This is a genomic window from Rhodococcus sp. BP-316 (assembly GCF_019836105.1).
GTDB lineage: Bacteria > Actinomycetota > Actinomycetes > Mycobacteriales > Mycobacteriaceae > Rhodococcoides.
In genome coordinates this window covers 347,728-360,638 of the sequence record NZ_JABUEE010000004.1, presented here as the reverse complement: position 1 = coordinate 360,638, position 12,911 = coordinate 347,728, and the positions used below count along the sequence as shown (strand labels likewise).

The window sequence follows — 12,911 nt, the reverse complement described above, 5'->3', positions numbered from 1 at the left end:
GCCTCAGGCGGGTGGTCGGTAGCCCGGGGGATTGGGCTCGTCGACCCAGATGTCGACTGCGAGATCGCCTCCCGGCGTGCAGTCGTATGCCGACAGGTCGGTCACGCCCGACTCCAGCAGGACGTCCTCGCACAGCAGAGTCTGTCCCGTGTAGTCGCGGGCCGGTCTGCTCAGCACCGCGTACGCCGCGTCCGCGTAGATCTCGGGCTTCCGTGCCTCGCTCATCGCCTTGTCGCCGCCGAGCAGGTTCTGCACCGCGGCGGTCGCGATGAACGTGCGAGGCCACAGCGTGTTCGATGCGATGCCGATCTCCCGCATCTCCTCCGCGATTCCCAGGGCGCACAACGTCATCCCGAACTTGGCCATCATGTAGGGGGTCGGCACGAGCCACCGTTGTTCGAGGCGCAAGGGCGGTGAGAGCGTGAGGACGTGCGGGTTGTCGCGGCCCTTCATGTGGGGCAGGCACGCCTGCGACACGGCGTACGTCCCGCGCACCTGGATGCCGTTCATCAGATCGAACTGTTTGAGAGCAACCTCGTCGATGGATCCGAGGTTGATCGCCGAGGCGTTGTTGATGCAGATGTCGATGCCACCGAACTGCTCCACGGCGGCGCCGACGGCGGCCTGCACCGCCTCGCCGTCACGAACGTCTCCGACGATGGGCAGCGCCTGCCCGCCCGCCTCCTCGATCTCCGCGGCCGCGGTGTACACGGTCCCGTCGAGCTTGGGGTGGGGTTCGGCAGTCTTGGCCAGCAGCGCGATGGTGGCGCCGTCCGCTGCGAGGCGCTTCGCGATGGCCAGCCCGATGCCGCGGCTGGCCCCGGAGATGAACACGGTCTTACCCGAGAAAGTCATGAGGCATCCGTCCTTCGTCGATGTCGCGGTGAACGGTGAGTACCGCGGACTCCTCGGACCGTAGCAGAGCGGATGCTCGGTTACTCGAACCCTGATCAGCGTCCCGACACGCGCGGGACCCGTAGGCTGGGGGTGATCACAGCCGCTCCGCAGTCGAGCGGCGGCGGACCAACCCCGCAAGTCCGTCGGAGAGGGTGGCGTGCAGCGCATCGTCGATCCCGAATCCCGCGCGGTCGAGGCCGTCCTGGCGGACGTGTGGGGAGCGCGATCGGTGTATCAGCCGATCGTCGACCTGGACTCCGGGGTGGTGGTCGGTTACGAGGCGTTGGCTCGGTGGCCCGCGGTACCCGGTGTGGATGTCGGACGGGTGTTCGACGAGGCGGCGGATCGAGGTGTGGTGCGTGAGCTCGACTGGGCATGCCGACTGGCCGCACTCTCCGGTGCCGCGGAGGCCGGTCTGAGTACCGAGTACAGCGTCTTCATCAACGTCGAACCGCACAACGGGCCCGTCATACCCGACTTCGCACGGAGAATGCTCGACAGCTTCGACCGGCCGATCAACGTCGTGATCGAACTGACCGAGAGGTCGCTGCTGTCCGATCCCGCCACGTTGCTGGCGGTGGTCGACGCTGCTCGACGACTCGGGTGCTCGGTGGCCCTCGACGACGTCGGGGCCAACGAGGCCACGGTCACCATGCTGGAGTTCGTGGCACCGGACATCATCAAGTTGGACTGCACGCTGGTGCAGTCCGATCCGAGTCCGGCACAAGCGCGTGTCATCGCTGCGGTGCGTGCGCATGCCGAGTTCACCGGCGCGACGATTCTCGCCGAGGGTGTGGAGAACGAGGAGCATCTGGCCCGTGCCAGAGCGCTCGGTGCCACCCTGGGGCAGGGCTGGTTGTTCGGCCGACCCGCGGCGTTGCCGTCCGACACGTCGCGACGCCGCGACGTTCTCGACCGGACGCCGTCGGTGGTGTCACGCAGACGGTCGTCGGCCGGTTCCGCAGTGCCGGAGGTGCCGTCCGACCTGTTCGGGGAGATCCCACCCCTGGTGGGGCGAAAAGCGTTCGTGCTGAGCATGGCTCGTGAGATCGAGGACCACGCCCGCGGCGCTGTGGACCCACTCATCGTGCTCTCGGCATTCCAACGTGCCCGGTGGTTCGCGCCGAACGTGGTCGACCGGTACGCCGATCTCGCGGCCCTGCACCCGTTCATCGCCGCGCTGGGGGTGGGCCTGCCGGACGAGCCGGCCCCCGGAGTGCGCGGTGCCGCACTGGATGCAACAGAACGATTCTCGGGCGAGTGGACGGTGACGGCGGTGGGCCGGCACTACTTCGCGGCGCTGATCGCTCGCGACCTCGGCGATGTCGACGTTCCCGACGCCGATCGGCGATTCGAGTTCATCCTCACGCACGACCGTCGTCTGGTCGTGTCGGCGGCACGGTCGCTCATGAGGCGCGTGCTGCCGACGCATCGGTGATGCTCCGGTGACCAGGCCACGCAGCACGACTCGTCGGCCACCGACGTCATGTGTGGTCACCGCTCCTCGCAGTCCGACATCGACGGCGGCCGAACCACGCCTGCTATCCGCGCGTGGTCCGCGGGGGTCAGGTCACGGTCTGTGCCGTAGACGAAGTGATCGGGTCGCACGAGGATGCCTGCGGCACCGGATCGGCGGAACTGACGTTCGAGTACCTGCTCGCTGTCGACGACGTGGCCGTCGGGCACGCGGTGAGTCGCCAGTGCCGAGGATCGCTGCAGTCGAATCTCGGACACCCCTGCCTCGGCCAGTTGCCGGGGGATGGGAGCGGACGGGAACCCCAACCACGTCCACCTGTCCGCCAGGAGGGTGTCCAGGCGCACGGGAGTGAGGTCCGACCCCACCACCCACGGCTGGGCGACGAAGGATCCGCGCAGGCTCGCCCTGCGTGCGTTCCGGGCGAAGAATCCTCGCCGTGTTCCCAATGTGTACCGAGGCTTCACGCCGAGCCTGGCGAGCCACGATCTGACACCGGGGGTCTTCGCCGCCGCGAGAAACGCCGTGTCGCGAAGGCGGGCGGTGGTGGTGTGACGCAGCATGACCGTGCGGCCGATCATCAGCGAGAAGCGGGTCAGGCTGACGACGTTCGGTCGTCGTTCCGGTTCGTACGTCTCGAGCAGTGCCGGGTCAGCGCCGTCACTCAGGACAGCGTCGATCTTCCAGCACAGGTTGGCCACGTCTCGGACCCCGGACGACACACCCTGCCCGGCGAAGGGCGGCATGATGTGCGCCGCGTCCCCCGCGAGAAAGACCCGCCCCTCGCTCCATCTCTCGGCCTGACGGATGTGGAAGGTGTAGGCCCAACTTCGGAAGACCTCGACCTCGTCGTAGTCGATTCCGCGTTCGGCGAGCAGAGATCGCAGTCCCGCCTCGGACTGCAGATGGTCGATGGTCTCGCCCTCGTTGACGCGGAATTCCACTCGGTGGTAGCCCATCGGGCAGGGGCAGTCCACGCCCGGCCTGCGGGGGTCCGAGATGAAGGTGAAGTCGAGCGGCGCATCGGACGGCAGGTGGTACCAGGCGCGGAGTTGGATGTCGAACCACTGCTCCTGAATGTGTTTGCCCGGCAGCGCGATGCCGAGCATCTTGCGGATCGAGCTGGAGCCGCCGTCGGCAGCGATCACGTAGCGAGCCCTCAGTGTCCGATCGGGTCCGCCGGCTGTGGGCCGCAGAGTCAGCGTGACCCCGTCGGGGTCCTGTGTGAGCCCCACGGCGTCCAGGCCCGCGGTCACGGTGACCAGGGGGTAACGGTCGATGCCGTCACGCAGTATTCGCTCGAGCTCGGGTTGGTGGTAGAACGCCATTCCGGGAACGCCCTGCTGGTAGCTGTCCGCCGAGTGGGTGGTGAGGAACGTGCGCTCACCGTGTTTGAGATGCACCCGTACGTCCGTGGACATGGTCGTCAGCATCTCGTCGAACAGACCGAGACCCTGCCAGACTCGGTGCGCGTCCTCGTCCGAGGCGATGGCGCGCTGGCGCGGGTAGATCTCCACGTCGCGCTCGACGACCGCCGTCCGTATTCCTCGCTGACCCAACAGGTTGGCAGCGGTGGCCCCGGTGGGACCCAGGCCCACGATCACGACGTCCACATCGTCCATCGGTACGGGTGAATCGACTCTGGTGCTCGTCATGTCCTGCTCTCCTCGCGTGTGACCCCATGTCCCGGACCGGTGAGCGACGGGGCGCTCCGGCCGTCGCGGGTCGTGGTCCGATCGTCACGTTCGAGTACCGAGCGGAGCAACCGTGTTCAGTATTGATGACATGATCAGCCTGGAGGGCGTGCGGAACCGTGATCGTGGGCGTCGATCAGGGAAGCGTCGCGGGTGCGCAGCGCGGTGCGGCGCCGAATCGTCGAGGCCGAAACTCGAGTGGGTGGGATGCGGCAGCGGTCGCGGTGGAGTCGTCGAGCCCGAACATTCGAAGCAGCCCCGCAGCGAGAGCACTCACGGTCCGCGTCACATCCAGCGAGGGGTCTGCCGCGAGCAGGTGGAGGCAGCCCAGCAGCGAGCCGGCAGTGCACGCGAGAGCGGTGTCGAGATGATCGATTCTCAACCTGCCGGACTCTGCCGCTGCTCGAAGTCCGGCAGCTGCTCGGGGCGCGAGAGCCGTGTCCTTCGCCAGGTACTCGAAGCCGAGTCGCATCACGATCTCGCTCATCTCGCGGTGGGACTCGAGAAGGTGCGCGGTCATGCGCACGCCGTGGGCGAACAGCACGACGGGGTCGTCGATACCGTCGCACGCCCCGTCGAAGAACCTGCCGAACTCGGTGAGAATCTCGGCGGTCGCGGCGTCGAACAGGGCTTCCTTGTTCGCGAAGTGGTTGTAGAAGCTTCCGACGCCGACATCGGCACGGTCGGCGAGTTGTTGGACACTCACCCGCGAGCCGATGTCGCTGGCGAGGAATGCGCACGCCGACTCCACCAGCAGCGCCCGTGTCTGCATCCGTCGTCTGTCGTGGCGGGTGACCGCCTCGTCCTCGACCATGGTGAGACCTGCTTCCGACCGGCTTCCGTGAACACCTGAGTGTATCCGCAGAGGTGATCGTGTCATCAGTACGGTGAGCCACGGCGGTCGACGTTCTCATGGTCGAGAGTCCGACGCTCCCGGCAGTACGTGCGTCACCGATCTGCGGTCTCTCAGATTTCTTGGACGGCCTCGCCTCGGTCAGTCGGCGATGCGTCGACGACTGCGTTCCACTCCGTCGACGATGGTCGCCGTCAGTTCGTCGTACGCCTCCCGGGTGTCCAAGTTTCCCGCAGCTGCTTCTGCCGAGAGTGCCTCCGCTGCACCGAGAACGGCCGTCATGGTCGACGCCGGAAGCGCTCCCTCGGCGAACGGTTCGAGGAATGATCGACACCGATCCGAGTAGGCGGCGTCCGACCGGCGCTTGTAGTCGGCCAACTCGGGTGCGCCTTCCAGGGCCGCGGCGACGCCCGCCAGTTCGCGCCCGTGGGTGACCACGCAGTCGACGTGCGCCGTGGCGATGGCGCGCGCTCGCTCGGCAAGTGAGTGCTCGACCGCGTCGAGCGCCTGCTCCAGTGCGAATGTCTGCGTCGCGTCGTACGCCTCGAACAAGGCCACCAGCAAGGCTGCGCGTGAGGGAAAGTGACTGTAGACAACAGGTTTGGTGATACCGGCCGCGTGCGCGAGTCGACCCAGCGTCAGTGCGTCGGTGCCTTCCTCGCGCACGATCGTCCAGGCGAGGGCCACCAGTTGCCCGTGGCGATCCTCTCTCGTCATTCGCACCCGTGCCATCGACACCGCCTCGTCTCTTATGTACCGTTGGTAACCTACCATCGGTAACTTACTGATGGTACATCCCGACCGAGAGGATCGTCATGACCGCGCTCGTCGTCGTCGCCCACCCCGACCCCACGTCGTTCACCCAGCGTCTCGCTCGCTCCGTCGCCGACCGACTCACCGAGGACGCCGTGTCCACCGCTGTCGCCGACCTTCATGCCGAGGGCTTCGATCCACGGTTCTCGCTCGAGGACCGCGCCGGATATCCGGCGGGTGGGACTCCTCCTGCGGATGTGCTCGCCGAGCAGCGTCGCCTGGACGGTGTCGACGACCTGGTTCTGGTCTTTCCGGTCTACTGGTGGTCGATGCCCGCGCTCCTCAAGGGGTGGGTCGATCGCGTCTTCACCGACGGGTGGGCATTCGACACCGGAGTCACGCCGACCGGACGCAGGCTCGACAACCTGACCGTGCATCTGGCCATGGTCGCGGGGGAGGACGCCGAGGGATTCGCTAAGCGCGGCTACGACACCGCCCTGTCCACCCAGATCATCACCGGCATTCTCGGATACACCGGCGCGCGAACCGGGCACACGGGAATCGTCCACGACGCGGAGACGCGCTCACGTGACTCCCTCGCCCGGGATGCGCGGGCGATCGTGGACGGCGTGGCGGCCCGGGTCCGTTCCTCGGCGGCGGAGGCTTCCGGTGCGCGGGCGTGAACTCGGTGGCTAGGCCACCGTGAAGCGAACCGTGTTGCCCGCGGGGTCGAGCAGGGTGGTGTTGAGTGGAGCGTCCGTGGTGAGGGTCAGTCCCGCTCTGCCGGAACCGATGTCGATCGCAATCTGCTCGGTCCACTTCCTGCCCGCGGGTGGGACCGTGCCGATGGCGGCCGACTCGAGATGGACCATCCAGGTCCCGCCTGTCGGCTTCGCGCCGCTGTAGGGATCCACGCGAGGTGCGTCGGTGTTGTTCATGTTCACGTAGACGGCCAGTGGGCACGCGTCGGTGACGAACGTCCTCCAGGTCAGAGTGACTACGGCGATGCCGGGCCTGTCGTGGGGTGTGTACACGTCGCCACCCACCTCGCCGGCGCACGGCAACGACATTCCCCGGCCCAGTGAGATGTTGTACGGGAAGGGTGTGAACTCCTGGTGGTGGGCCGATGCGAGGCCGGGTGATGTCGCGAGTACGCCGACGACTGCGGAACCTGTGACGGCCAGACGTCTGAACCACGAGGAAGACACGAGTGGCACGATACGGGACGAAAGGGACCAGGGTGGTGGGTGAGCGCGAGTCCGGTCGGCGTTGCGGTGTCGTTGACGCATCGTGACCGTTCACACATGCTCGGGCCCGAGCTGGCGCCACAATGCTGTCGGCCACCTCGCTACGGTGAGGCGTGCATTACCAATCCTTTACCAAAGTCTTCGCAGTTGCCGGTGCCGTCGCGGTGCTGACCGCCTGCAGTGCGGACGTCTCGGCCGACGACGCCACCGGCCGCACGGTCGACACCAGCCTGGGGGCCATCGTCGTCCCCGACGAGATCCGGTCGGTCGTGGTCATCGACGGGCGTCGGGATCTGGACATCGCCCTGTCCTTCGGCCTCCCTGTCGTCGGCATGCCCGTCGAGTCCGAGGCTCCGCCGGAGATCCCGGGGCCGTTGACGGCACCGACCCGAGACCTGCTGTCGCGGGGAGTCGCGGAGCTGTTCCCGCGCAACAGCATCGACATCGAAGCCGTGGCCGCAGCGGATCCCGACCTCATCATCGCGCGTGACGAGGTGGTCGAGGAGATCTACGACCAGTTGAGCGCCGTCGCGCCTGTGCTCCCCGTGGGATCGACCGATTCCGGGGTGTCCTGGCAGGACGACGTGACCAGGGTCGGTGCGGCACTGGGTCGCGAGGACACGGCCGCCACACTGCTCGACGAGTACTCGGACCGCGTCGACGCGCTCCGACAGCAACTCGCAGGACCTCTCGGTGACACGACGGTGCTGTCGATCGCCACCGGAGACGGCGGTGGCATCTCGATCAACAGGGAGCGAATCACCTCGCTGGTGCTGGAGGACGTCGGAGCTCGATTCGGACAGGCCTGGCAATCGGCTCGTCCCGAGGCCGACTTCGCAGCGGAGAACATCCCTGTCGCAGCGGATTCGGACGTTCTTCTCGCGGCCATCACGTCGAGTGACGATCTACGAGCACTGGAGTCGAATCGACTCTGGGCCGATCTGCCGGCTGTGCGGGACGGGCGGGTGGTGCGAACGGACAAGTTCACCAACGACGGTGGGCCTATCACAGCGCAGTGGTCACTCGACCTCGTCGAGCAGATGTACGGGTCGGCCGGCTGAGCGGTCTTCGGCGCGGACGTGCTCGGCGCAGGCGTCGTCGACCAGCTGCACGGGTCGCAGCGCACCACACCCCCTTAAGCCGGCTGAAGGGGGTGTGGGCGACGTGGAACCCGTGCGGCTTCCCTGGTGTTGAGCGACACTGCCGACCTGAAGCCCTACAGCGTCTCTCGCTGGAGGTCTTTCGCATCAGCGGCAGGCGCGTCTACCTCTGCCACGAGTCTCGCAGCAATTCGTCGGGGGTCGTCGGCGGGCAACGAGGCGATGAGGGTGCGGACGGGATGCGAGGACGGTCCTGTCACCAGGTACTTCTGGCCCGGCCGTATCCGCTCCGCCTGCTCGATCATGTCGTCGGTCACGACGGTGTTCGGGGTGGTGTCGTGGAGTGCGTCGCGCACGATGCGTCGTGGGTCGTACTGCCGTAGGTCGAGCGACTCCCACTCCGAACGGTGAAGCGACACGCCCATTTCCCGCTCCGCCGTGGCGCGCGTCGTCTCGACGAACTGCTTCAGCGTTCGAATCGCGCGGGTGAGGTGGTGTGCGTAGCCGGGCAGCCGGCTCGGTCCGAGGACGAGGCCGGCGATGACGGCGACGAAGAACAGCTTCTCGAGAGTCAGTCCGAACATGGGGTTCTCCCGATCGTGGTGGGGTTCGAGGTGAGTGCCCGCCGGTCGTGCACGGTGGTGATGGCCACGGCGGCTCCGAAGAGCGCCGACATCGGCAGTGCGACGAGAAACATCGACAGCACGTCGGCCGCCGGCGTGACGAGCGCGCTGAAGAGGGCGATGACGACGACGATGATCCGCCAACTGCTGCGTAGCCGGTGGGCGGACAGGACCCCGAGGCAGTTGAGCATCACCAGCAGTACGGGGAGGACGAACGCGACTCCGGTGGCGAGGACGATCTTCATGGTGAAGTCGACGTAGTAGGAGGCGTCGAGGATGGTGCTGTCCTGATCGGAGGAGAAGCTCGCGAGGACGGTGACCATGCGGGGGAAGATGAGGAAGCCGAAGGCGCATCCGGCGGCGAACAGTGGCACCGCCGCCGCGGTGAAGCCGAGAACGTACTTCTTCTCTCGAGCCGTGAGGCCGGGGGTGAGGTAGGCGAACAGTTCTCGCAGCCAGACCGGGCTCGACAGGATGATTCCCGAGAAGAGGCCGATCCTCATCTGCAGGTCGAAGGCCCCGGTGACGGTGTCGTAGTTCAGGCTGGCCTGACGGGACTGCGCGAGTTCCTCCACCGGTGTGCGCAGGACGTCGAGGATCTGGTCGGAGAGTACGAAGCCGAGAATCACTCCGACGACCAGCGACACCGCCGCGCGGGTCGCGCGGCGGCGTGCCTCGCTGACATGCCCGGCGAGGGGCATAGTGCCTCGCGCGGCGGTGGTCGTGGTCATGAGGCGTGTCGGTACGGCACCGGGACGCCGTCCGCGGCGGTCGTGGTCGAGTCGACGGCGTCGACGCGTCCCGTCGACGGCGTGGGGGTGTCGTCGCGGACCTCGTCCTTGAGGATGCGCATGGACTGCCCGACGCCTTTGGCGAGGGAGGGGAGCTTGGTCGAGCCGAAGACGAGAAGCAGGATGGCGAGGACGATGAGTGCGTGCCAGCCGGTCAGGTTGTGCAACATGATGATTCCTTCTGTGTGAGTGGTCAGTTGGACGGTGCGGCGGGAGGGGTCCCGCCGCCCATGGGAGGTTGTCCGCCGCCGGGCCCGCCCCCGGCGGGTGCTGCGCCGGCGGCGGGTTCGGTGGTGGTGTCGACGGCGACGGCCAGTGATCCGACGTAGCCGGAGGTGGGGTCGCCGGTGAAGGTGCCCATCTCGAGGTCGTGGCCGTCGCCGAACACGTTGTCGTTGTCGAGACTGCCGATCTGGGTGAGGTTCTCGGTCGACCCGGCGTAGGTGTCCAGCTGGTAGACGGCGTCGAGCATGTCCTGGGGGAAGGCGACCTGGGAGGTGGCAATCGCGTTGTCGGCGGTGGTGGCGGAGGCGACGTCCGGGTAGACCTCGAAGTGGATGTGCGTCCAGCGGCCGGAGTAGCAGGCCGGGACGATGGTCGTGAAGGTCACGACGCCGGCGGCATCGGCGACCTGGACGCCGCGCAGATATGTTTCGTCCTCGATGCCGTCGGAGTACATCGAGTACTTGCCGGCTGCGTCGCAGTGCCACAGGTAGACGGCGGCGCCGGTGAAGGGGTTGTTGTCGTTCGCGAGGTCGGTGACGGTGAAGGTCATCGACAACGGGACTCCGGCGGCGACGGTGCCGCCGTCCAGGCTCGAGGTGACGTCGGCGCGGACGATTCCCGATTCCTCGAGGACGTTGACGCCGTTGCTTCCGTCGGCCGGGTAGGGGCCGTTGGTCTCATCGGGGATCTCGTTCGTGGCGACTGCGGCGGTGGCGACAGCGGTGGCGGTCGTGGTGCTCGCGGTGTCGGACGACCCCGAGCACGCGGCCAGGGCCAGTGCTCCGGCTCCGGCGCCGACGACGCTGAGGACTCTGCGGCGTGTGACGAGAGTGGCGATGTCGAAACCGACTCCCTGATCGACGACGTCATCGTCGGGCCGGGGGAGTGGGCGCCCGGCGTAGGTGGGCCCGTCGGGTGTGGGGGTGGGTTCCGGAACGGTGCTCATTGCGGTGGCTCCTCGGTTGTCGCGGTGTGCGTTTCGGTGTGGAGTCGATACTTGGTGAGGTTCCGGGGAGCGGCCTGCACGCCAGCTGTGAGGCACCCGGGAGTGTGTGTGGTCCGGCCACCACTTGACCTTCACCTCGGGGCAGGGCTGATTCTCGACGCATGACCACCACAGATGCTCCCGACGTCGTTCTCCGCTACCTCGACGCCGCCGACCGCGACGACAGCGACTCACTCACGACATGCTTTGCTCCGGACGGAACTGTGACGGACGAAGGCCACACCTATCGTGGCCGCGACGAGATCCGCGCGTGGCGTGAGACCGTGGCCGGCCGCTACACCTACACCACGACTGTGACGGGGTCCGAGCTCGTCGATGCGAGGAATCATCGAGTCTCGGTTCGTATCGCCGGGAACTTCCCCGGTGGGGTGGCCGACCTCGTCTACCGATTCGAGCTCGCCGACGGCGTGATCGCACGGTTGACCATCGGTGGATGAGAGACTGGGTCCGTGGCGGCGCGGGTGACCATCGGCGAGTTCTCGACGATGACGAGACTGACGCGAAAAGCGTTGCGGCTCTATCACGATGCTGGCCTCCTGGAACCGGTCGACGTCGATCCGTCGAGCGGGTACCGCTATTACGACGTCTCCCAGGTCGCGAGTGCACAAGTGATCAAGCGACTGCGCGACCTCGACATGCCGCTTCCTGATGTGCGGTCCTACGTCGCCGCCGAGAACGACAGTGTTCGGCGCAGTGTGCTCACGCAGCACCTCGATCGCCTGGAGTCGGAATTGCGGCGGACGCACGACGCGGTGTCGTCTCTCCGCGCACTGGTGAACGAGTCGGCGACGTCGCCGTCGATCGAGATGCGGACCGACCCCCCGATCGTCGCCGTGGCCGTCAGCGGCACCGTGACGCTGTCCGGCGTCGCGGACTGGTGGAATACCGCGCACCACACCCTGATCGAGCGCCTGAGTAGTGCTGGGATCGAGGCTGTCGGGCCGCTCGGGGCCGACTTCGACAAGGAACTGTTCGCGGACGAGACGGGCTCCGCATCATTGTGGTACCCCGTCGACGCGGCGCGTGCGGCTCGGTGCGCTCTCGACGTGGTGACGGTTGCCGGAGGCCACTTCGCCGTGGCGCTGCACGACGGTCCGGACGCCCGGATCGACGAGACGTACTCTGCGCTCGGCACCCATGTCGCAGAACACGGCATCGGACGAGAAGGACCCGTGCGTGAGCGCTATCCGCGAGGCGTCGTCTTCGAGGGTGAACTGGTGACGGAGATCGGCTGGCCGGTCCGGGACCCCACCGCGCTGTGACCGCGACCGTCAGGGTCCGGTTGCGCGCGTTGCGTGATGACGATTGTGAGTGGTGGTGATGACCACGCTCGGAACGTAGAGAACGAGGACGTGTGGCCGACATTCACGGCGGACACCTGGAGATCGGTCCAGATGCGCAGTGCCGCAGCGACGACGAGGACGAGTGCTGCCGCGATCACGAGGTCACCCGACCCTCGACGGCCGAATTGTGGCGGCGTGTGATGACGACGTGGGGAAGAAAGTAGCCGATCGTCAGCACGGCCGCGCTCAGCGCGATGGGTCCCGCGAAGGAGTGTGGCCACAACGCCGGTCCGAGGTAGAAGCTGCCGAGCATCAGCGCGAAGACGCCGAACGCGCGAAGCAGGCGAATTCTCGTCGTGATCCGAGTCGCGGTGTTCTCATGTGTGAGCGACAGAACGACTCGCGGGTTCTCCCGAGCCGTGACCTCGGCACCCACTGCAGCAAGAGCGCTGCCGATGACGACGAGCGCGACGGCCGGGATCACGGTCATCTGCTTCTCCTCACGTAGCGGATCTCCTCAGCGTACCGATCGGTTCGTGCGCGGCGGCTCCTCATGGCCCGTCTGTGGGCGGACGCCGCGCGGCGTCCACCAACAGCGATGCCTCGCGTAGCCCCAGCCCGGGGTGCGTCTCCCTCAGTGCTTTCACTGCCATCACTCTGGACGGCGCCGACGCCACGGCAGTATCGACGTCGGCACGCGGAACCTCGGCTGGATCGAGGGCAGGCGTTCGCCTCGTCGACCGGGCGCTGCCACCGAGGAACCACGCCCTGACGAAAGCCGTACCGGCGTAGGCGACGAGGACGACGCACGCTGCTGCTTTCGCGACATGCCACCACGACGGCGCCGAGACGAGCTCGGAGACCGCGTCGGGGAGGACGAGCGCGGCGAAGAACACCAGGAAGAACGTGGTGCACGCTTTCTCCACAGCAGGTCGTTCGAACCACGGGCGATCTGTCATACGTCC

The 12,911-nt window shown here is 67.1% G+C and carries 16 protein-coding genes; 5 read left to right on the top strand and 11 right to left on the bottom strand.

Annotation, left to right across the window (positions count from 1 at the left end):
* Positions 1-3: 3 nt before the first annotated feature.
* A complete protein-coding gene (locus HQ312_RS10280) occupies positions 4-855 on the bottom strand; it encodes an NAD(P)-dependent oxidoreductase (RefSeq protein WP_082544688.1) in 852 nt (283 codons plus the stop codon).
* 199 nt (positions 856-1,054) lie between these two features.
* Here HQ312_RS10280 and HQ312_RS10275 point away from each other — a divergent pair, with 199 nt between their 5' ends.
* Positions 1,055-2,335, top strand: coding sequence for an EAL domain-containing protein (locus HQ312_RS10275; RefSeq protein WP_222638515.1), 1,281 nt, complete (start codon positions 1,055-1,057; stop codon positions 2,333-2,335).
* Between the two features lie 56 nt (positions 2,336-2,391).
* Here HQ312_RS10275 and HQ312_RS10270 read toward each other — a convergent pair whose 3' ends face one another.
* The 3 genes from HQ312_RS10270 to HQ312_RS10260 form a co-directional block, all read right to left on the bottom strand.
* Positions 2,392-4,026 carry an FAD-dependent monooxygenase gene (locus HQ312_RS10270; RefSeq protein WP_222638514.1) on the bottom strand — a complete coding sequence of 545 codons (1,635 nt, stop codon included), beginning with the start codon at positions 4,024-4,026 and terminating at the stop codon, positions 2,392-2,394.
* 175 nt (positions 4,027-4,201) lie between these two features.
* Entirely contained in the window at positions 4,202-4,879 is a 678-nt protein-coding gene (locus HQ312_RS10265; RefSeq protein WP_222638513.1) for a TetR/AcrR family transcriptional regulator, read from the bottom strand.
* Positions 4,880-5,059: 180 nt separating this feature from the next.
* On the bottom strand, positions 5,060-5,635 hold the full coding sequence (locus HQ312_RS10260; RefSeq protein WP_261782181.1) for a TetR/AcrR family transcriptional regulator: 576 nt from the start codon (positions 5,633-5,635) through the stop codon (positions 5,060-5,062).
* 98 nt (positions 5,636-5,733) lie between these two features.
* Here HQ312_RS10260 and HQ312_RS10255 point away from each other — a divergent pair, with 98 nt between their 5' ends.
* Positions 5,734-6,354, top strand: coding sequence for an NAD(P)H-dependent oxidoreductase (locus HQ312_RS10255; RefSeq protein ID WP_222638511.1), 621 nt, complete (start codon positions 5,734-5,736; stop codon positions 6,352-6,354).
* Positions 6,355-6,363: 9 nt separating this feature from the next.
* Here the strand turns inward: HQ312_RS10255 and HQ312_RS10250 are convergent, their stop codons facing one another.
* Positions 6,364-6,879, bottom strand: a complete 516-nt coding sequence (locus HQ312_RS10250) for a hypothetical protein (RefSeq protein ID WP_222629878.1) — start codon at positions 6,877-6,879, stop codon at positions 6,364-6,366.
* Between the two features lie 152 nt (positions 6,880-7,031).
* Between HQ312_RS10250 and HQ312_RS10245 the strand changes: the two genes are divergently transcribed.
* A complete protein-coding gene (locus tag HQ312_RS10245; RefSeq protein ID WP_056448699.1) occupies positions 7,032-7,979 on the top strand; it encodes an ABC transporter substrate-binding protein in 948 nt (315 codons plus the stop codon).
* 155 nt (positions 7,980-8,134) lie between these two features.
* On the opposite strand, the gene HQ312_RS10240 is transcribed toward HQ312_RS10245, so the two are convergent.
* Genes HQ312_RS10240 through HQ312_RS10225 form a run of 4 tightly spaced genes read right to left on the bottom strand, consistent with a single transcriptional unit; the run spans position 8,135 to position 10,603 of the window.
* Positions 8,135-8,602 carry a preprotein translocase gene (locus HQ312_RS10240; protein ID WP_222638510.1) on the bottom strand — a complete coding sequence of 156 codons (468 nt, stop codon included), beginning with the start codon at positions 8,600-8,602 and terminating at the stop codon, positions 8,135-8,137.
* A complete protein-coding gene (tatC, locus tag HQ312_RS10235) occupies positions 8,590-9,372 on the bottom strand; it encodes a twin-arginine translocase subunit TatC (protein WP_027505560.1) in 783 nt (260 codons plus the stop codon). Before tatC ends, HQ312_RS10240 begins: the two co-directional genes overlap by 13 nt.
* Positions 9,369-9,602, bottom strand: coding sequence for a twin-arginine translocase TatA/TatE family subunit (locus HQ312_RS10230; RefSeq protein WP_027505561.1), 234 nt, complete (start codon positions 9,600-9,602; stop codon positions 9,369-9,371). The genes tatC and HQ312_RS10230 overlap by 4 nt, the downstream gene beginning before the upstream one ends.
* A 23-nt stretch (positions 9,603-9,625) precedes the next feature.
* Positions 9,626-10,603 (bottom strand): intradiol ring-cleavage dioxygenase, encoded by a 978-nt coding sequence (locus tag HQ312_RS10225; protein ID WP_222638509.1) that lies wholly within the window; start codon positions 10,601-10,603, stop codon positions 9,626-9,628.
* Positions 10,604-10,764: 161 nt separating this feature from the next.
* On the opposite strand from HQ312_RS10225, the gene HQ312_RS10220 reads away from it, so the two are divergent.
* Positions 10,765-11,100: a nuclear transport factor 2 family protein gene (locus tag HQ312_RS10220; protein ID WP_027505563.1), complete on the top strand. Its 336-nt coding sequence runs from the start codon at positions 10,765-10,767 to the stop codon at positions 11,098-11,100.
* A gap of 12 nt (positions 11,101-11,112) precedes the next feature.
* Positions 11,113-11,925, top strand: a complete 813-nt coding sequence (locus HQ312_RS22205; protein ID WP_222638508.1) for a MerR family transcriptional regulator — start codon at positions 11,113-11,115, stop codon at positions 11,923-11,925.
* Between the two features lie 175 nt (positions 11,926-12,100).
* Here HQ312_RS22205 and HQ312_RS10210 read toward each other — a convergent pair whose 3' ends face one another.
* Positions 12,101-12,436: a hypothetical protein gene (locus HQ312_RS10210; RefSeq protein WP_222638507.1), complete on the bottom strand. Its 336-nt coding sequence runs from the start codon at positions 12,434-12,436 to the stop codon at positions 12,101-12,103.
* Positions 12,437-12,497: 61 nt separating this feature from the next.
* Complete coding sequence (locus HQ312_RS10205; RefSeq protein WP_222638506.1) at positions 12,498-12,905, bottom strand: hypothetical protein; 408 nt, start codon at positions 12,903-12,905, stop codon at positions 12,498-12,500.
* Between the last annotated feature and the right edge of the window lie 6 nt (positions 12,906-12,911).